Origin of the sequence: Natrinema sp. LN54, from assembly GCF_052439245.1 — an archaeon.
Taxonomy (GTDB): domain Archaea; phylum Halobacteriota; class Halobacteria; order Halobacteriales; family Natrialbaceae; genus Natrinema; species Natrinema versiforme_A.
Genome location: NZ_JBQVRP010000002.1, coordinates 137760 through 154653, shown reverse-complemented (window position 1 = coordinate 154653; position 16894 = coordinate 137760). Strand labels below are relative to the sequence as shown.

18 protein-coding genes and 1 pseudogene are annotated in these 16894 nt (G+C 66.8%); 4 read left to right on the top strand and 15 right to left on the bottom strand.

Annotated features, from left to right (window positions below):
* Positions 1–3: 3 nt before the first annotated feature.
* Both ACT4ML_RS05890 and ACT4ML_RS05885 read right to left on the bottom strand, forming a co-directional pair.
* Positions 4–390 (bottom strand): hypothetical protein, encoded by a 387-nt coding sequence (locus ACT4ML_RS05890; protein ID WP_444720026.1) that lies wholly within the window; start codon positions 388–390, stop codon positions 4–6.
* A 104-nt stretch (positions 391–494) separates the two neighbouring features.
* Positions 495–1598 carry a saccharopine dehydrogenase family protein gene (locus tag ACT4ML_RS05885; protein WP_444720025.1) on the bottom strand — a complete coding sequence of 368 codons (1104 nt, stop codon included), beginning with the start codon at positions 1596–1598 and terminating at the stop codon, positions 495–497.
* 96 nt (positions 1599–1694) lie between these two features.
* Between ACT4ML_RS05885 and ACT4ML_RS05880 the strand changes: the two genes are divergently transcribed.
* Positions 1695–2156, top strand: a complete 462-nt coding sequence (locus tag ACT4ML_RS05880; protein ID WP_444720024.1) for a Rieske (2Fe-2S) protein — start codon at positions 1695–1697, stop codon at positions 2154–2156.
* Here the strand turns inward: ACT4ML_RS05880 and ACT4ML_RS05875 are convergent.
* Together ACT4ML_RS05875 and ACT4ML_RS05870 are read right to left on the bottom strand one after the other, a co-directional pair.
* Complete coding sequence (locus tag ACT4ML_RS05875) at positions 2153–2521, bottom strand: DUF7344 domain-containing protein (RefSeq protein ID WP_138246166.1); 369 nt, start codon at positions 2519–2521, stop codon at positions 2153–2155. The two genes, ACT4ML_RS05880 and ACT4ML_RS05875, sit on opposite strands and share 4 nt — an antisense overlap.
* Before the next feature lie 186 nt (positions 2522–2707).
* Complete coding sequence (locus ACT4ML_RS05870; RefSeq protein ID WP_444720023.1) at positions 2708–2998, bottom strand: transcriptional regulator; 291 nt, start codon at positions 2996–2998, stop codon at positions 2708–2710.
* A 151-nt stretch (positions 2999–3149) separates the two neighbouring features.
* Here ACT4ML_RS05870 and ACT4ML_RS05865 point away from each other — a divergent pair, with 151 nt between their 5' ends.
* Together ACT4ML_RS05865 and ACT4ML_RS05860 are read left to right on the top strand one after the other, a co-directional pair.
* Positions 3150–4124: a sugar phosphate nucleotidyltransferase gene (locus tag ACT4ML_RS05865; RefSeq protein ID WP_444720022.1), complete on the top strand. Its 975-nt coding sequence runs from the start codon at positions 3150–3152 to the stop codon at positions 4122–4124.
* A gap of 65 nt (positions 4125–4189) precedes the next feature.
* A complete protein-coding gene (locus ACT4ML_RS05860; protein WP_444720021.1) occupies positions 4190–4939 on the top strand; it encodes a hypothetical protein in 750 nt (249 codons plus the stop codon).
* On the opposite strand, the gene ACT4ML_RS05855 is transcribed toward ACT4ML_RS05860, so the two are convergent.
* The 6 genes and pseudogenes from ACT4ML_RS05855 to sppA form a co-directional block, all read right to left on the bottom strand.
* Positions 4928–5392, bottom strand: coding sequence for a YciE/YciF ferroxidase family protein (locus tag ACT4ML_RS05855; RefSeq protein WP_444720020.1), 465 nt, complete (start codon positions 5390–5392; stop codon positions 4928–4930). The two genes, ACT4ML_RS05860 and ACT4ML_RS05855, sit on opposite strands and share 12 nt — an antisense overlap.
* 115 nt (positions 5393–5507) lie before the next feature.
* Positions 5508–6404, bottom strand: coding sequence for a hypothetical protein (locus ACT4ML_RS05850; RefSeq protein WP_444720019.1), 897 nt, complete (start codon positions 6402–6404; stop codon positions 5508–5510).
* Between the two features lie 89 nt (positions 6405–6493).
* Positions 6494–6586, bottom strand: a pseudogene (locus tag ACT4ML_RS05845) (diphthine--ammonia ligase); the annotation flags it as partial.
* Between the two features lie 128 nt (positions 6587–6714).
* On the bottom strand, positions 6715–7440 hold the full coding sequence (locus ACT4ML_RS05840; protein ID WP_444720018.1) for a diphthine--ammonia ligase: 726 nt from the start codon (positions 7438–7440) through the stop codon (positions 6715–6717).
* Positions 7441–7489: 49 nt separating this feature from the next.
* Entirely contained in the window at positions 7490–8818 is a 1329-nt protein-coding gene (locus ACT4ML_RS05835; RefSeq protein ID WP_444720017.1) for a DUF373 family protein, read from the bottom strand.
* Positions 8819–8920: 102 nt separating this feature from the next.
* On the bottom strand, positions 8921–9916 hold the full coding sequence (sppA, locus tag ACT4ML_RS05830) for a signal peptide peptidase SppA (protein WP_444720016.1): 996 nt from the start codon (positions 9914–9916) through the stop codon (positions 8921–8923).
* 113 nt (positions 9917–10029) lie between these two features.
* On the opposite strand from sppA, the gene ACT4ML_RS05825 reads away from it, so the two are divergent.
* On the top strand, positions 10030–10383 hold the full coding sequence (locus ACT4ML_RS05825) for a hypothetical protein (RefSeq protein WP_444720015.1): 354 nt from the start codon (positions 10030–10032) through the stop codon (positions 10381–10383).
* 46 nt (positions 10384–10429) lie between these two features.
* On the opposite strand, the gene ACT4ML_RS05820 is transcribed toward ACT4ML_RS05825, so the two are convergent.
* The 5 genes from ACT4ML_RS05820 to ACT4ML_RS05800 form a co-directional block, all read right to left on the bottom strand.
* Positions 10430–11803, bottom strand: a complete 1374-nt coding sequence (locus tag ACT4ML_RS05820; protein WP_444720601.1) for a carboxylate--amine ligase — start codon at positions 11801–11803, stop codon at positions 10430–10432.
* Positions 11804–11893: 90 nt separating this feature from the next.
* Positions 11894–12328, bottom strand: coding sequence for a nuclear transport factor 2 family protein (locus ACT4ML_RS05815; protein ID WP_444720014.1), 435 nt, complete (start codon positions 12326–12328; stop codon positions 11894–11896).
* Positions 12329–12540: 212 nt separating this feature from the next.
* On the bottom strand, positions 12541–13422 hold the full coding sequence (locus ACT4ML_RS05810) for a coiled-coil protein (protein WP_138246178.1): 882 nt from the start codon (positions 13420–13422) through the stop codon (positions 12541–12543).
* A 311-nt stretch (positions 13423–13733) separates the two neighbouring features.
* The gene (locus tag ACT4ML_RS05805) at positions 13734–15656 is read right to left on the bottom strand and encodes a glycoside hydrolase family 2 (RefSeq protein WP_444720013.1); all 1923 of its coding nucleotides are present in this window, start codon (positions 15654–15656) and stop codon (positions 13734–13736) included.
* A 53-nt stretch (positions 15657–15709) separates the two neighbouring features.
* On the bottom strand, positions 15710–16792 hold the full coding sequence (locus ACT4ML_RS05800) for a tubulin/FtsZ family protein (RefSeq protein WP_138246180.1): 1083 nt from the start codon (positions 16790–16792) through the stop codon (positions 15710–15712).
* Positions 16793–16894 lie beyond the last annotated feature (102 nt).

Sequence of the window (16894 nt, the reverse complement as noted above, 5' to 3'; positions counted from 1 at the left end):
GCGTCAGCGCAGCCAGAATAGGGTGCTGCCGCCGCCAAGGTACGTCAACAGGAACGCGATCGTCGCGCGGTAGATCGACTGTGTGAGCAGGGTTCCGGCGATCAGATAGCCACACGTGAACAGGCCGGTGGCGACGGCCGATGCGGCGATCGTCCACAGGACGTCTCGCGACCACGACTGACCTCGAGGCCCGTACTCTTCGTGTGCGGAGGGAACGAGCACGCCGATCGTGACGAGCAGCAGAAAGCCGCCCGCGAACTCGTCCCAGTACCACGCGCTGCCCGTGCCGACCGCCATCGCGATCGGGACCGCCGTGAGAAGGACCGGCAGGGATCCGGAGCGGAGATCGTCGCGGAACCGGTCGCGAAGGGAGGGCTGAGTTGAGGACATCTATATCGAGTGAGATGACCGAGAGGATAAAAACCTATTCAGCGATTGAACGGTTTCGATTCCGATTCCGCGCCGTGTGGTTCGACGCGATAGCGACGGGCGACTCAGTCGTCGGACTCGGCGACCGAGGGACTCGCCTCGCCCGATTCGAGCGGTGACTCTAGTAGTTCGCGCTCGGTTCCCGTGAGCTCGAGCGCGAACTCGCTCCCGAACGCGCTCGCGGGCGTCTGGAAGCCGGCCGGCATCCCGTCGCTCTCGAGCACTCGCTCGGCGGCCGTCACCGCGGACTCGACCGTGAGCGCGTAGGGATTCGGCGTTCGGAGTCGGGCGCGGGCGCACCGGTCGCCGGTCTCGTCGCGGACCTCGCCCCAGACGACGGCGCTGCCGGTCGCCAACTGCTGTTCGTCCGGCCCGTTGAGGCGGGCATCGATCAGCCGCTTCAACAGCCCCTCGACGGGCCGGCTCTCGAGGAGCCACTCGAGGGAGTCGACGGCCGACAGGACGCTGGTCGCCCACGGCGGGGCGGCTGCGTAGACCTCGACCGACTCGATACCGGTGCTGTGGGCGGCGGTGACGACGTCGCCCCACGGGACCGTGACGGCGTGCTCGGGACCGTCGCCGAAGTCGACCTCGCGCGTTCGGAACGCGGTCGGGACCTGAATGAGTCGGCCGTTCCGCCGGACGACGCCGCCGCCGAGGTGCTCGACGAGCGTCCGGGCGGTGCCCCGCGAGATCCCCTCGCCGCCTTTGATCCCGAGCGCCAACCGGTCGGCGTCGGGGAGCTGTTCGGCGAGAAAGGCCGCCAGACAGTCCGAGGGAACGACGTCGAAGCCGACGCCGGGAAGCAGCGTGATCCCCGCCGCTCGAGCCGCGGGGTCGCGCTGGCGCAGACACTCGAACACCGGAAACTCGCCCGTGATATCCAGATAGTCCGTGTCCGTCTCGAGACAGGCCTCGACCAGCGGCTCGGCCGTCTCGACGAACGGCCCGGCGCAATTGAGAACGGCATCGAACGTCGCGAGATGGGAGGCGATGTCGGCCGACTCGAGGTCGAAGGTTCGGCCCTCGACGCCGAGTTCGTCGGCTCGGGCGGCGACGGCGCGGCCGTTCCGGCCGGCGAGAGCGGGCGAGCCGCCGCGAGCGACGGCCTCGCGTGCGATCAGCCGCCCCGTGTAGCCGTAGGAGCCGTAGATGAGAAGGGAGTCCATAGGCGGCGTTTGGCGGAGAGTGGGTTAAAACTCCGTCAGACATTTGCTCGCTCGTTGTCGTAACGTTCAGGGCGACCGACCCGTAACCGGAGGGTGATGCAGACAGGACGGATCACGGCGCTTTCGGACGTTCCCGACGACTCGACGTTTCTATTTCGCGTCGCCGACGAGGCCGGCGAGGAGCTGGAAGCGATCCTCGTCGCGGACGCGGCGACGGACGCAGACGGCGGCGAGTCGTCGCCCGACACTGACACGGACGAGGGAATCGCCTGCTGGCTGAACTACTGCCAGCATCTCACGCACATCAAACTCGACAAGGGGTCGGGCGCGCCGATGCGAGACGGCGAACTCGTCTGTGCGAACCACGGCGCGTACTTCGAGGCCGACTCCGGGCGCTGTACGTTCGGCCCCTGTGAGGGCGCGTACCTCACCGATCTCGAGGTCGCCGTGTCCGACGGCGACGTCTACCTGACCGACGAGGCCTACGAGTTCGTCGGGACCGGCCCGCTCGAGGGCGACGACCTCGATCGGACCTCGACCTCGAACGTGGAGTTCTAGACCGCGTCGGGCGCGACGAGGTCTCGCTCCTGATCGTACTCGAGCAGTCCGGCGTCGACGAGCCGCGGGAGGTGGTCGTGGTACAGGGAGAGATAGACCTCCTGGACCCGTTCGGCCGAGATGTTCGTCACGCTGTGGCCCGTCTCGCGAACGGCGACTTCCTCGGCCGCGTCCGGAAGCGTCAGTTCCTCGCCGTAGGTCTGCATGACCGCGAGCAACAGCCGACGGCGCTGGTCCGCGAGGAGTGCGAACGCGTCGTCGAGCGACTCGGCCGACGCGTCGGACTCGTCGTGCTCGTCGAGCCAGTCGAGTACCGTTCGGACGAACTCGACGCAGTCGCGCTCCGAGTGGGATTTGGAAGTCATGTGTTCGGTGGTCTCGAGTCGAACGGCCGCAGCGGAGAACGGAACGACATCGCGGCGGTTCGGCGGCCGCCGTTCGCTCGAGTGTTCGTGTCGGGTTCTCGCCTGCGCCCTAAATATTAGTATCGGATTGGTCCCGGAATTATCAGCAGTTGATTACAGTCCGGGAGTGGCGACTGTCAGTCGCGCTCACTCGATCGTGAACGTCGGCTCGTCGATCGACTCGCTCTTGCAGTCGGGACACCGCGAGGGGAGGTTCAGCAGGTCGTCGTAGTCGTCGAACCCGCAGTCACGACAGGTCGGCGGTGCGACGAGCAGCTGTTCGTCGGTCCCGTCGACCGACTGGGAGACGTGTTCGACGTGGCGGATCACCGCGTGTGGCGTGAGATCGAGCCGGGTGGCCAGTTCGCTCGGCGTCGCGGGTTCGGTGCGGAGGGAGTCGGCGAGTCGCTGTCGCGTCGTTTCGTCGGCCTCTCGCATACGTTGGCTCACGAGGGTCGTGCATTTATACTGTCGGCCGTCAGCCAGCGCGGCGAGAATCACTCTGTGGAGTCTCGCGTCGGCGACTCGAGCGTCACAGCAAACCGGTGAAAGGGCAAGTAACTTACCCGGTGCAGGTGAACATCGGGTCATGAAGGCCGTCGTCCTTGCAGGCGGGTACGCGACGCGAATGTGGCCGATTACCAAACACCGGCCCAAGATGTTCCTCCCGATCGGCGAGTCGACCGTCGTCGATCGCATCTTCGCCGAACTCGAGGCTGACGATCGGATCGAGGAGGTCTACGTCAGCACGAACGAGCGGTTCGCCCCCGACTTCGAGGCCCACCTCGCCGACAGCGACTTCGACAAGCCACAGCTCTCGATCGAGGAGACGACCGAAGAAGACGACAAGTTCGGCGTCGTCGGCGCGCTCGCACAGCTGATCGACCGCGAGGACGTCGACGACGACCTGTTGATCATCGCCGGCGACAACCTGATGAGCTTCGACGTCGCCGACTTCCTCGACTACTTTCAGGAGCGAGACGCGCCCACCCTCGCCGCCTACGACGTCGGCTCCCGCGAGAAGGCCAAGTCCTACGGGCTGGTCGAACTCGAGGGCGACCGCATCGTCGATTTTCAGGAGAAGCCGGACGATCCCAAGAGCACGCTCGTCTCCATCGCCTGCTACGCGTTCCCCCGCGAGTCGCTCGACCTCCTCCCGACCTACCTCGAGGACGGGAACAATCCCGACGAGCCGGGCTGGTTCGTTCAGTGGCTACAAAACCGCGAGACCACCTACGCCTACACGTTCGAGGGCGCGTGGTTCGACATCGGGACCCCCGAGAGCTACCTCGACGCCGTCGCGTGGCACCTAGACGGCGAATCGTTGGTCGCCGACTCGGCGACGCTCGAGGACACTACGATCGGCGAGAACGTCCACGTCATGGACGGCGTCACGCTCGAGGGCACCGACCTCGAGCACACGGTCATCTTCCCGGAGGCGACGGTCCAGAACGGCGACATCCGCCGCTCGATCATCGATCAGGGGACCCACATCGAGGAGTTGGACCTCGCCGGTGCGCTCATCGGGGCCCACACGACGATTACGAACGGCGCGGACCAGTAACGGGCTCGAGCGCGTTTCTACCCGTACAGCTATACGTCTCCCGTGTGACGTGTGCGGACAACGCGATGAGTTCCGACCAGACGGTCCGGGCGGTCCTCGAGCCGTACGCCGACGGGGTACCCGCTGGGGAACTCGCGGCCGACTGCCGCGAGTACCGGCGCTGGACCGGTGACGATCCCGTGTTGCTCCTCGCCGAGGCCGCGGCCTCGACGACCGGACGGGACTTTCTCGACGGCATCGTCCCGGCCGTGACCCGGTTTCACGAGACCGTCGTCGCGACCGGTTCCGTCGACTCGTTTGCGGACCTCGCCGCGCTCGACCGCGAGGACGAGGCGCTCGCGGCCGCCTTCGGTGCCGAGCGAAACCGACGCGTCCTGCTCGAGGCCGCTCGCGTCCTCGCAGCGCGGCCGGAAACCGCCGATTTAGACGCGCTGTTCGCGTGGGCGAGCGCGGCGGATCACTACCGATACGCCGAGGATCCCGTCGGCTCGATCGCCGGTGTCGGCCCCTCGAGTTTCCAGTACCTGCGCCAGCTCGCCGGCGTCGAGACGATCAGACCCGGACCGGCGGTCGCGGCCCTGATCGACGCCGTCGACGCCGAACTCGCGTCGTCGCCGCTCGACACGGCGACCGACTTGCGGACGATCGCGTCCGGCGAGTGGCTGTCGATCACGTCGCCGTATACGGCCCTCGAGATCGATCGCCTCGCGTGGTGGGCGGCGACGGACCCGGACGAACGCGAGGCGGTGGTCCGGAGGCACGGAACACCGATCGACGCGGCGGCCCGTTCGGACTCTGCGGACTCACGCGGTTAGCTCCCGCACTTCGGCGAGGCCGGTCTCCGCCTCCGCCTTCGTCGTCTCGAGCGGTTCGACGATTTCCGCGGGCAGGTTCATCCGATCGGCCAGCGTCAACAGCGTCTCGAGTTTCGTGATCTCGAGGCGTTCGATGCCCCGACCCAGTTCGGTCTCGACGAGGTCACCGAGCACCGGATCGGTCAGGTCGTCGACGATCTCCTCGCGGTCGGTCCGCAGCCCCTCGAGCGCCGGGTTCTCGACCGGTGCGGGTTCGGCCTCGATCCCCTCGAAGATGGGCTCGAGACGGGCGATCTGTTCGGTCGTCGCCTCGCTGTGGGCCATGAAGAACTCCTCGAGGTCCTCGTCGGTCGCGGCCTCGGCCAGCCCCGACTGGAGTTCCTCGAGTTCGCGCTCGATGTGGTAGAGTTCCCGCAGTTCTCGGACGAACAGGTCTCGATCGCTTTCGATCATAGCGGAGGCGTCGACGCACGAGCGCATAGCGGTTGGCCCGTCACTCGAAACGTCGCCCTCGAGCGCGGCAGCGAGCAGTCGCCGGAGTCGCCGTCACCAATCGTCGCAACGAGTCTCAGGGGAGATTCAACGTCATGTCCTCGGGCGCTGTTTCGACGGTGACGGTCACCGTTCGACCCTCCTGTGCGATTTCGGTGACAGCGGCGGTCTCCACAGTGAAGTCATCGGCCGCCGTCTCGAGGTCGGCGGCGTCGGCCGCGTCCTCGTCCGCGTATCGGATCACTCCACCGGTGATCAACCGATCGTCGGAGAGTCGCTGTGACGTGCCGACGCCGACGCGACGGTCGTTCCCACCGGTCCCCGCGTCGGGTTCGGTCGAGACGGTCCCGCTCACGACCGCGCCGGCCGGTAACTCCGCGACCAGCCGCGAGAATTCGTCGCTCTCGTCGACGAACCGATCGCCGTCGCCGTTGGCGGCGTCGATCGCCGACTCGAGGGCCGCTCGGGGACCGCGCTCCCGGCCGGTCGGATCGGTGGCGGCGACGAGATACTCGTCGGTCGCCGCGAACGCGAACCCGCCGGGAGCGCCGGTATAGATGTCGAACTCCCCATACCGCCCGTCGTCCTCGAGGCCGCGGTCGGCCGCGATCGTACTCCCGTCGAACTCGCCCGACAGAACGAACAGCCGGTCGACGGTGAGCGAGTAGGCTACGGACTCGATGTCGAACCGCTCGCCGAACACGTCTCGATAGGACTCCCGCATCGTGTCGGCTTTCACGAACGCGTCGTCCTCGAGGAGCCCGGCGACGTCCGTGTACCCGAACTGGACCTCGCCGACATCGCGGTCGGTCGGGTCGGACAGCCACTCGGTGTAGCTCGTGGGCCCACCGTCGGTCTCGGTTTCGGACTCGGTGTCGCCCGCCGTAGTATCGTTACAGCCGGCGAGGCTCGCGACGCCGCCGGCCGCTCCGAGTCCGACTCCTTGCCGAAGGAGATTCCGTCTCGAGATCATGAGTTGCTACTAGGCTAGTCGTCTTATAAAACACGTTCGGAGCATGACAGCTTTCGCGAGGCGGGTTCGACGCGATTCCCTTCGAACCGTCACTCTAGTCGCGCGTCGGTAATCCGCACCCGCCCTCGGGTTCCCTCCCACTCCGTCTCGTGCTCGAGGTCGATCCGCCGATCCATGTGCGGCCGTCCCCACGAACGTCTCAGAACCACCTTTTTCCGCTCGGATTCGGTCGCGTCGCTCCCTCACCGCTCGCGCAAAAATCTGGACCAAAAAGCCGCTCGCTCACGTCGTTCGCTCGCGGTACAGTACCCTACTCCAACTGCGCGTCCGTAATCCGCACCTGTCCCCGTGTTCCCTCCCATTCCGTCTCGTATTCGAGGTCGATCCGCCGATCCATGTGCGATCCGTCCACTACGAACGTCTCGAACTCGCCGCCCTCACCCAAGATGTGGACGCCGTACTCCTCGTTGAGCACCTCGAGTTCTTCGATCGCCTCGCGGTCGAGGGTCCGGCCCAGCCACGACTCGTCGAGTCCGCGGGCCGCGACCTGAATGATCTCGATCTCGAAGCCGGCCTCGAGCATCGCGTCGGCCAGTTCTCGGGGCTCCTCCTGCCAGAGCGGGGCGAAGAGGTCGCAGCCGAGCCGGTCGCACATGCCCTGAATACGGCTCGTCTGGTACTCGCTCTCGACGGCCCCCGCCGTGACGCCCGCGATGCCCCCCGCGAGTTCGCGGTCGAGGTCTGCGAGTGCGGCCTCCAGGGGCTCGAGTTCGTCGTCGCCCTGGGCGCTCGAATCGGTGGCCGCGTCGGCCGCGAAGTCGTCGGGTTCGATGTCGATCAGTTCGATACCGATGCTCTCGGCGGCCAGCGCCGCCAACTCGGTCGCGGGGACGTGATACATGTAGGAGTCGCCCGCGGGGTGGACCGTGACCAGCCGCTCGACCGACAGCCCCGCCTCGAGGGCGCGGTACAGCGCCCACGACGAGTCCTTGCCGCCCGAAAAGAGGCTCACCCACGCGCCGTCTGCGTCGCTCATAGTCGATGGTCGGCGGGAACTGATAAATGAATACCGAGTCCGAGACGAGTTAGCGGTCTCGCTCCCCGGACGACTCCGGATTCGCGTTCGCGTCTGCGCCGCCGTCGGTGCGCTCGGGATCAGTCACGTCTGGAACCGGTTCGACCTCGGGGTTCGCGCCCGCGTCGGCACCGGAGTCCGGTTCGCGGTCGCCGCTCGCATCGGTCGCGCCGCCGTTTGCGAGCGTCGTGTCCGAGCCGCCGTCGCTGCGTTCGGCGGCGTCGCTCGAGCCGCTGACCGACGACGCGATTCTGGCCCCGACGAGGCTCACGACGATGGCGGTGACGACGAACAGCGCGAGTCGTTCGCCGGCGCCCATCACGAACCGCTCGTTCGAGAGAATGCCGAGTTCGTACGCCGAGACCACGAACGGCTCGATCACGTCCTGTTGCTCGAGGAAGTACGCGGCGAACCCGCGGACGACGAGCCCCACGGCGACGACGATAAACGGCAGGTTGAGAAAGGACGTCCGGATCGGATCGTCGCCGATCGCCTCGTCGAGCAGTCGGCCGGCGCTGGCGGTCAGCGCGGCCATCGCGAGCCACGGGACGCTGTCGAAGGCGAACCGGGTCGCCGGGATCACGACCCCCGGCGTGTCGCCGAGGTTCGAGACGCCGAGCGCGCCGACGAACAGGCCGACGAACGTGAGCCCGGCAGCGACCACGTAGGTGACGACCGAGACCTGCCCGGAGTACAGCGATTCCCGCGTCTGGTGGGCGAATCTGGTCAGGAATTCGTCGACGTTGAAGCCCTTGTAGAGCAGAAACAGACCGATGACGGTGGTGATCGCGGCCGCGCCCGTCGCGGGGCCGACGGTGGTCGCGAGCAGCGGAAAGACCAGGAGCGTCAACCCGATCGGAACGAGGACGGTCTGGCGGAGTTCCTCGTCCGCGAGGAACTGCTTGAGCAGGTAGTAGGTCGACTCGATGTCGCGGGCCTGCCGGACGACCACGCGATCGACGGAGTCGACTCGAACCCGGCTCTCGACGATCGGAATCAACCGCTCGTCTTCGGCGCTGTCGGTCACCACGACCGCCGAGTCCGGCTCGTAGTCGGCGATGAGGTCGTCGAGTTGCTCGGCGACCGCCCGATCCGCCGACACCATCGATTCGTGATCCCCGGAGACGACCGCGACGACCACCTCCTCGTTCTCGTCGCGCAGGTTCTGGGCGACCCGCAGCGACTCGAGCAAGGTATTGACTCCCGAGTCCTCCGGATCCGCGAGGCCGACATCGGTCACGAGCGCACGAACTGCCTCCCAGCCGACGATGGGCGAGCGGAGGCCGGTCTTGCGGCCCACGTCGTCGGTCCGGTCGAGACAGACGACCAGCGTTGTCACGGTAGCCGATCCATTCTGTGCAACGATAAAACCACTTACTCGTTCGAACGGTCCCGTCCGTCTCGACCGCGATGACGACCGCTCGAGCGGCCGACCTCGGGATTAGCTCCGCAGTCGGAAGCCGCGCCCGTCACCGAGACCCGCGATACCGGCCCCGAAGGCGTAGGCGACCTGCTGGGCACCCGCGCCGACGCGGGCCATCAGCGGCCGCTCGGGTTCGAACTCCTCGACTGTCACCTCGTCCGTCTCGAGGCGGTCGGCCAGTTCGGTCTCGATCTCCCGGCGCGTGCCGAGGTGGTCGACCAGTTCCATCTCGTAGGCCTCCTCGCCGAGGTAGATCCGCGCCTCGGTGTCGCGGACGAACTCGGGCTCGAGATCGCGGCCGTCGCTAACCCGCTCGACGAAGGTGTCGTAGTAGTCGTCGATCAGTCCCTGCAAGTACGCGCGTTCCTCCTCTTCGAGTTCCTTCAGCGGGGTGCCGGCGTCCTTGTAGTCGCCGGCGGCGAAGCGCTCGTAGGAGAGGCCGACCTTCTCGGCGAGGTCGCTGGCGTTGACCCGGGAGCCGATGACCCCGATCGAGCCGACGATCGAGCCCTCGCGGGCCCAGAGTTCGTCACAGCCGCTGGCGATCCAGTAGCCGCCGCTGGCACAGACGTCGGTCGCGTAGGCGACGGTCGGGCCGTCGAAGCGCTCGGCCGCGAGACGGATGTCGTCGCTGGGAACGACCTCGCCGCCGGGCGTGTTCAGCTTCAGGAGGAGTGCTCGCACGCTCTCGTCCTCGTTCGCGCGGTCGATCTGGTCGACGACGTCGTCTGCCGGCGTCGAGCCGGGACTGGTCGGGAGCGGCCCGCCGCCGCCGTCGCGACTGATCGGCCCCTCGACGGCGACCTCGGCGACGTCGTAGGTCGGAAACAGCGACTCGGCAGCGTTGCTCGTGAGCCGCAGGCCGAGGAGGACGACCGCGAGCGCGACCAGCACGCCCAACAGATCCGTCAGCGTCTCCGGGTAGATGATAAAGAGGGCGATGGCGACCGCCGCGGACGCGAGTCCGCCGAGGACGACCGTCAGGAGTCGATCGAGACCGTCGCTACTGACCACGGATAGCACCTCGAGTCATATCGATACCTCGGAGCGGGTCCCGTTAAGCGTTGACGTTCTGAGGAGAAACCCATCAGATGGTTTTAATTAACGGTGAACAGTATTACCAATCGATGGACCAGCGCAGGAGGGACCTACTCGTCGCAGGCGGCGGGATGCTCGTCCTCGGAACGTATGCCGTCATCACCGGTCGAGCCGGGGAAATCGAGACGAATGCGGGCGTTCTCCTCGTCGCGGCCGGTCTCGGAACGGGAGGCGCTGTCATCGAGCACGCGTGGGATCGGACGATACCGACGATAGTCGTGGGAGCCGTGATCGGCGGTTTCATCGGCGCGCTTGGCACCGACGAAACGTGGGTCGAACTCCTCGTTGCGCTGTTTGCCGGCGGGTTCCTCGGAACGGTCGGCTGGGACGTACTCGAGTCGTGGCTCTCGGACTCGCGTCCGGAGTCCGCTCCCGCTCGGTAACCCGTCCGCCCGGCGGTCGAACGTGAAAAAGTGTAGATTCGTCCAGTTAGCGCCGCCTCGAGTCGGATCGGGATCCGCCGTCGGTCTGGGCCGACCGCGTCGGGTCGCCGTCCGCTGACGGCCCCGCCTCGGTCGGGTCCGCGCCGCCGTCCCCGAGTTCCGTCTCGATCTCGGCCCGGGTTTCGGCGTCCCGCTCGGTCTCGGTCGCGTGATCCTCGTCGGACCGGCTATCCAGCCACGCCCGGACGAGGTTCACGCCGTCCTGGAAGAACGGCACCGGATCGTCGGTGACCGCGTAATCGAATCGCGGGTGGTCGACGAGCGACGTGGCCACCTCGCGTACGGCCGTCCCGAGCGACGGCCGGTCGACGAGCGGGTACTCCTCGGTCGCGACGCTGTGTAAGTAGCTGAGTTCGCCCCGGAGGAGGTGGCCGCCCATCTCAACCTCGTACGTCGGGTCCGTAGCGATCGGCTCGTCCATCGCCAACTGCCAGTAGTAGTACGGGAAGTCCGCGCCCGCGCGCACCGAAAACGGGAGCGACGACCAGAACCGCGGGTTGATCTCCATCAGTTTGAACTCGCCGTCGCTGGGGTCGCGCAGGAACTCGACCATCGCGAGCCCGTGCCAGTCGAGTTCGCTGAGCAGGGCGCGGCCGGCGGTCTCGAGTTCGGGAATGTGGACCGATTCCCGGTAGGCGCTGGGGCCGCCGCAGTACTTCCAGCCCCTGCGCTGGCAGTGCTGGAAGGTCGCGACCGGCGTTCCGTGGTCGTAGAGCGCGAAGAACCCGAACTCCCGCGAGTCGGGGACCCGCTCCTGGACGATCGGGACGTGACCGCGCTTCTCGAGGGCCGCCTGCGGATCCGGCCGGGTGTCCGGGCGCTGGTACTCCGTCGAGCCGATCTCGGCGTCGTCGAACCGCGAGCCGAGGTAGGCGGGCGAGGCCACGGTGTAACGCGGTTTCACGATCGTCTCCCGACTCCAGTCGTCCCACTGATCGAGGAGTTCGGTCTCGGGGGAACCGACCCCGGCCGCGTCGGCGGCCGCGAAGAGGTCGACTCGGTCTTGAACCCGTCGGAGGGTCTCGAACTCCGGCCACGGCGTCGCGATCTCGTCGGCGAACTCCTCTTTGCGTTGTGCGAGGACGTAGACGTCTTCCTCGCGGACCGGAATAATCGTCTGCACGTCCGGGCGCTCGGCAAGCGAGAGCAGCGCGTCCCCGTATTCAGTGAGGTCCGTTTCCGGATCCGGGAGGCGAACGAACTCGTCGCGATAGGCCGAGCTGGCCGCCGGGGTCGACCGTGACTCGGAGCCCACGATAGTCCGGACGCCGCGCGGGTTGAGTGAGCGGAGACAGGCAACGGTGCTCGGTGCGTCGATCCCGGGCACGAGCACGCTCGCGTCGTCCCTGTGTCGTTGCATGACCGATAGGTGGGGGTCTTGTTGCATTGTTATAGATCGGATAACTGACGGTGTCGAACCGCGCTCCCGTTTCGCCCCGAATACACGGCGTTAGGCATCGAATACCCGCTCTTCGAGCGCGGTATCCCTGTAGGCCGTACACCGCCGTATCCGTCCGTCTCGCAGGTCGAACACGTGGGCGAACGCGATATCGAAGGAATTCTCGCCGACCGTGCCGACGTAGGCTCCCGCTACGATCATCGTGTCACCCGCGTCGATGAACCGCTCCGGGAGCGCCTGGAGGTGATCGGCTCGCCGGCCCGGAGCCCGCACCGCGTTCTCGAGGACGCTCTCGATCCCCGAACTGGTCCGTTCGCCCCGTTCGCCGGTCGTGGCGTCGACCCACGTGATATCGTCCGTCAGTAGCGATGCCAGTTCGTCCGTACCGCCCCGATCCGTGACGACGTGATTGAAGGCAGCGTAGAACTCGGTGAGTCGCTCTCGAGGAGTCGTCTGTTCGGCCGAGCGCTGTTCGTTGGCTGTCATGTCTGTGCTCGATCGGATCGAAGACGCGTGCGGAGAAAAGAGCACGATTCGATCACACGAAATGAGAACGTCACCGGAACTGTCACGACGGAGCGACCGGCCGCAGGAGCGACGCGCTCGGCCGTGTCAGAACGGGTCGCAGAGCCGTCACTATACGAAGGCTCGAGAAACCCGAAAACTCGGGAAGAGAAATCGCGGTAGACGGAATCGACTTAGAGCAGTCCTGTCTTCTGGAGCTTCATCAGGTCCTCGGTGTCGAGGGTCTCGCCTTCCTTGAACTTCTGATAGATCTCCTCGGCCTCCTCTTTGGCCTCTTCTTTCTTCTTGTCGCGCTCGGACTTGCGCTCTTCCTCTTCCTTCTTGTCCAGTTCGCGCAGGCGCTTCTGGACGCGGACGAAGTCCTCGTGGTGGCGGTCGGCGGCCTCCTGGGCCTCGACGAACTTCTCGTGCATCTCGTCGGCTTCGTCACGGATGTCGTCGGCCTCCCGATAGGCCTCGATCATCTGGTTGTGGTGTTCCTGGGCCTTGTCCGCGAGCTCCGTGACCTTCTGGTGGTGCTGGGAGGCGTCCGATCGGACTTGCTCGGCTTCCTCGACGAGCTCCTCGAGGTCCTCGTTCTGATCGAGTTTCTGCTTGCGCTCCTCGTACTCCTCGCGCTTGTTCTCGATCTTCTCGATGAGTTCCTTCTCGTCCTCGCTCGAGAGAACCTCGGTCTGCTGTTTGAACTCGAGTTCCTCGATCTCTTCTTCGAGCTCCTCGAGGTCCTTGCCCTCGTCGAGCTCCATGTCCGATTTGAGCTCCTCGACCTTGTCGAACAGCTCGTTGGCCTCGGCGTTGAGCTCGTTGCGGCTCTCCTTGTGTTCTTGGACCTGCTCGTTGAGCTCGTCGCGTTTCTCGCGGTGCTCTTGGGCCTCGTCGACTTTCTCGCGGGTCTTCGCGTTGAGATCGTCGCGTTTGGAGGCCCGGTCGGAGGCCATCTGGTTCAGCTCGTTTCGCCGGTCTCGCAGTTGACCGGCCATCTTGATGAGCTGTCCCTTCGATTTGTTTTCTAAGTCGTCCTCTGTCAGTTCGATGTTCTTCGATTCGTCTACCATGTTAGTCAAACCTCTGTGCCATACCCGCACCGGGGAAACAGTCCGACGGCCGCTCGAGTCGGTCGCCGACGGCTCGGCGACTGACTCGGGAGAGACCGATCAACTGTTCGGAGCGACTGCTCACGATCTGCGAAACCTCGGTGAATAAGATTTCCTGTCATCGATCGTCGAGCGATACGCGCCCCGGTGGCGTTCTGGTGACAGATACTATTGGCCCCTATAATTTAAATGTACCGGTCGCCAGACCCCTGAAACCGGTTAGCAGGGGCCTCGTTCGCCTATGTTGGCCACTGTCATGATATGTAGATGGCTTATAAACGATACCGGTTACGAACCGTCTCGTCGCCGACCGAGACCTCGAGGTCGACCCGGTCTGCGTCCCGCGGAATCCGGGCCGTTCCGGCGGCTGCCGTCTCGAGCGGCCCGACGCCGACCCGTTCCGTCTCCGTCGTCTCGCCGGCCCGCCAGCCGACGACGGCCTCGAGTTCTTCGTGGGTATCGTTACAGAGCGTAATGCCGACCGTTCCGGGGGCAGCCGGCCCATCGAGGACGGCCTGAATCGGTTCGTACGACTGCGCGATCGCCTCGGCGGCCGGCTTCGGCTCGCCGTCAGCTGTGTGGACGCCCATCCCGCCGCCCGGCGCGCCGTCCCGGAGCGTCGACGCCGCGAAGACGCCACAGCCCCGCCGCCGGAGCCCCTCCGCGACCGTCTTCAGCGTTCGCGCCTGCTCGCGCTGTGACCCCGCCACGTCGGCGGCCCCTCGCTCGAGCAGGGCCGACTCGAGACCCGGAATCGCCGCGGGGTCGGCGTCGTCCGCGGCGAGCGAGCCGGCCCCGAAGCCGCCGACGAGATCGCCGAGCGACGGGTAGGTCTCGAGCAGCCAGTCGATGTCTCCGGCCTCGAGGTACTGCCAGCCCGGAAAAAGCCGGGCGGCGTCCGGATCGGTCCCCGGCGGACCCGTTACCGGAACGATCGGGAACTCGTCGGGGAGCCCCTCGGTGATCGCGGCGGCGGGGTCGCGATCGACCGCGGTCTGCCACGCCCGGTATCTCACGGCGAGTTTGGCGAGCAGGCCGCTCCCGAGGGGGTCGGCGTACGGGTCCGTCGGGAGGTCCCGAACGCCGTACATCGCGAGGCTGGGGTGGGTTCCGTACTCGCGGGCCAGTGTAGCCGCCAGTTCCGTTCCCCGGTCGGCCGGAAGATCGGACCCGCTCGCGGGCAGGTCCTGCCAGACGAGGACCCCGGCCTCGTCGCAGGCCTCGTAGAACGATCGCGGCGGGACGTGTGCACGCGGCCGAAGCAGCGTCGCGTTCGCGTCGACGGCGCGGCGGACATCCTCGCGCGGGTCGCCGCCGGGCAGGCGCGTAAAGCCGCGGGCCCGGACGCCTCGACCGTTGACCAGGAGGCCGTCATCGTCGCGCTCGACGTGACGGAGGCCGACGGTCCGTTCGACGGTGTCACCGCCGAGTTTCGCGCGGACGGTGTACCGATTCTGCGGGCCGTACTCGCGGGGCCACCACAGCGACGGCTCCCGGATCGGAATCGTCTTCGATACCGTCGTTCGCTCGCCCGCGTCGGCCGCGACCGGGACGCGCTCCATCGACGCGCCGCCGCGGAACCCCTCCGGACGCAGCGACAGCGTCACCGCGTCGTCGATCGACGCACCGGCGTCGACCTCGAGGGTCACGTCGATCGCGGCACCCGCGCCGTCGGTGATCGCGTTCGGCGCTGTGGCCGCGGTCGCGTCGGCGTCCGTCGCCGACGTCGAATCCGTCCCCAATCGGGGGCGAGCCTCGAACTCCCGGAGGAAGGTTCGCGGTCGCGACTCGACCTCGAGCCCCCACCAGATCCCGGGCGTTCCGAGCCGGTCGGGAACCGCGTCGGTACCGTAGACGCCGGCGAAGGTCTCCGGGCGCTCGCAGACGACGAGCAGTTCGTTCTCGGGTTCGGGATCGAACTCGAGGCAGGCCGGGACGAAGTGTGGCTCGTGTACGGCAAGCCGCGTGCCGTTCATCCAGATCGTCGCGCGGTCGTAGGCGCCGCGAACGTCGAGGAGCGCGCGCTCGGTGGCGTCAGTTCGGGGGTCCGCGACCGTCGTTCGGTACGCGATCGGTCCCTCGCCGGCGACCGCCGCCGGTCGACCGGGGACCGAAACCGGTCGCCACTCCGCGACGGTCGGGGGGTCATCACCGCCGCGATCCGTGACGATCCCGGCAGTCCACTCGTCAGTCATTACGACCGTCAGCGAACCCGAGGTAAAAAGCCCTTCCGACGGTTCAGAACGGTCTAAAAGAGGTTCTCGAGCCGGTCATCGGCGAACTGGTCGGCGTGATCGGTCGATTCCGTCTCCTGTTCTTGCTTGGCCTCCCGGGCGCGGTCCATGAACCGCTGGATGCGATCCGAGCGCTCCGCGCCGCCGAGCAGGACCAGCGCGCCGAGACGGTCGCTATCGAGCGGGAAATCGCCGCCGCGGACCTGCATGCTGCCGGTCTCGTCTTCGAGCCAGTGGCGGGCCTTCTCGACGCCCTTGCGCGGGATCGCGTCGGGATCGCCGGCGATGACCAGCAGCGCCGAATCGGCCTCCGTCGCGTCCGGCAGGCTCGTCCCCGTCAGCAGCGCCTGCCGCGAGACGGTCATGGTCGTGGTGATGTTCTCGCTGCTATCCTCGCTCGCGATTTCGGTGGCATAGCCGAGCGCTGCGACGCCGCCCGCGCGGAGGGTATTGATGACTTCGCTCGAGTCGACGACGCTCTCGCCGACGCCCTCGACGGCCTCGCCGGAGGCGAAGAGCAGGCCGACTCGCTTCGCGATCTTCTCGTTGATCGTGTCAAACGCACCTTCGACGCTCTCGCCTTGTTCGTGCCACGAGTCGTTGTCGATCAGCAGCGTCGAGTCGGCCTCCCGCAGCAGCGTCTTCAGCGAGCGGCCGGCGTTGGCCTGATAGAGCGCCCCCTCGTTGCGGCCCGGCAACACGCCGAGCGCGTAGACGGGAACGTCGTAGATCTGTTTGAGGTGGTGGACGAGCACGGGCGCGCCGCCGCTGCCGGTGCCGCCGCCGAGGCCGGCGACCACGAAAATCGCCTCGGATTTCGAGCTCACGCGGCCGTCCAGCGAGTTCAGGACCTGCTGGATGTCCGACTGCATCACTTCCGTGCCGAGTTCGTTGTCGGCACCGACGCCGTGGCCGTTGACGCGGTCGGCGCCGATCAGTTGCGTGTCGACGAACTGGAGGGACTGGAGGTCGGCTTCCGCGGAGTTGACGGCCAGCGCACCTTGGACGGCTCCGAAACCCATGTCCGCGTCGAACCGGGCGAGCCGTTCGGTGACGTTTCCGCCGGCCTGACCGACTCCGATCAGGGAGACTTTCATATCACTCTCATGTGAGCGGCACCTGTTTAACGTTCCGGTGATCTGATACGCCGTTTTTACGCTCGAGCGGGCGTCCGACCCCGGTCTCCGGGAGGACCAACG

Excerpts from the sequence above, each read along its gene's own strand:
- ACT4ML_RS05840 (WP_444720018.1), bottom strand. The coding sequence starts at position 7,440 with ATGAGCGACGCAGACGGCGCGTGGGTGAGCCTCTTTTCGGGCGGCAAG.
- ACT4ML_RS05800 (WP_138246180.1), bottom strand. The coding sequence starts at position 16,792 with ATGAAAGTCTCCCTGATCGGAGTCGGTCAGGCCGGCGGAAACGTCACC.
- ACT4ML_RS05815 (WP_444720014.1), bottom strand. The coding sequence starts at position 12,328 with ATGACAGCCAACGAACAGCGCTCGGCCGAACAGACGACTCCTCGAGAG.
- ACT4ML_RS05805 (WP_444720013.1), bottom strand. The coding sequence starts at position 15,656 with ATGACTGACGAGTGGACTGCCGGGATCGTCACGGATCGCGGCGGTGAT.
- ACT4ML_RS05820 (WP_444720601.1), bottom strand. The coding sequence starts at position 11,803 with ATGCAACGACACAGGGACGACGCGAGCGTGCTCGTGCCCGGGATCGAC.
- ACT4ML_RS05865 (WP_444720022.1), top strand. The coding sequence starts at position 3,150 with ATGAAGGCCGTCGTCCTTGCAGGCGGGTACGCGACGCGAATGTGGCCG.
- ACT4ML_RS05890 (WP_444720026.1), bottom strand. The coding sequence starts at position 390 with ATGTCCTCAACTCAGCCCTCCCTTCGCGACCGGTTCCGCGACGATCTC.
- ACT4ML_RS05875 (WP_138246166.1), bottom strand. The coding sequence starts at position 2,521 with ATGACTTCCAAATCCCACTCGGAGCGCGACTGCGTCGAGTTCGTCCGA.
- ACT4ML_RS05880 (WP_444720024.1), top strand. The coding sequence starts at position 1,695 with ATGCAGACAGGACGGATCACGGCGCTTTCGGACGTTCCCGACGACTCG.
- ACT4ML_RS05855 (WP_444720020.1), bottom strand. The coding sequence starts at position 5,392 with ATGATCGAAAGCGATCGAGACCTGTTCGTCCGAGAACTGCGGGAACTC.
- ACT4ML_RS05860 (WP_444720021.1), top strand. The coding sequence starts at position 4,190 with ATGAGTTCCGACCAGACGGTCCGGGCGGTCCTCGAGCCGTACGCCGAC.
- ACT4ML_RS05850 (WP_444720019.1), bottom strand. The coding sequence starts at position 6,404 with ATGATCTCGAGACGGAATCTCCTTCGGCAAGGAGTCGGACTCGGAGCG.
- ACT4ML_RS05825 (WP_444720015.1), top strand. The coding sequence starts at position 10,030 with ATGGACCAGCGCAGGAGGGACCTACTCGTCGCAGGCGGCGGGATGCTC.
- ACT4ML_RS05870 (WP_444720023.1), bottom strand. The coding sequence starts at position 2,998 with ATGCGAGAGGCCGACGAAACGACGCGACAGCGACTCGCCGACTCCCTC.
- ACT4ML_RS05810 (WP_138246178.1), bottom strand. The coding sequence starts at position 13,422 with ATGGTAGACGAATCGAAGAACATCGAACTGACAGAGGACGACTTAGAA.
- ACT4ML_RS05885 (WP_444720025.1), bottom strand. The coding sequence starts at position 1,598 with ATGGACTCCCTTCTCATCTACGGCTCCTACGGCTACACGGGGCGGCTG.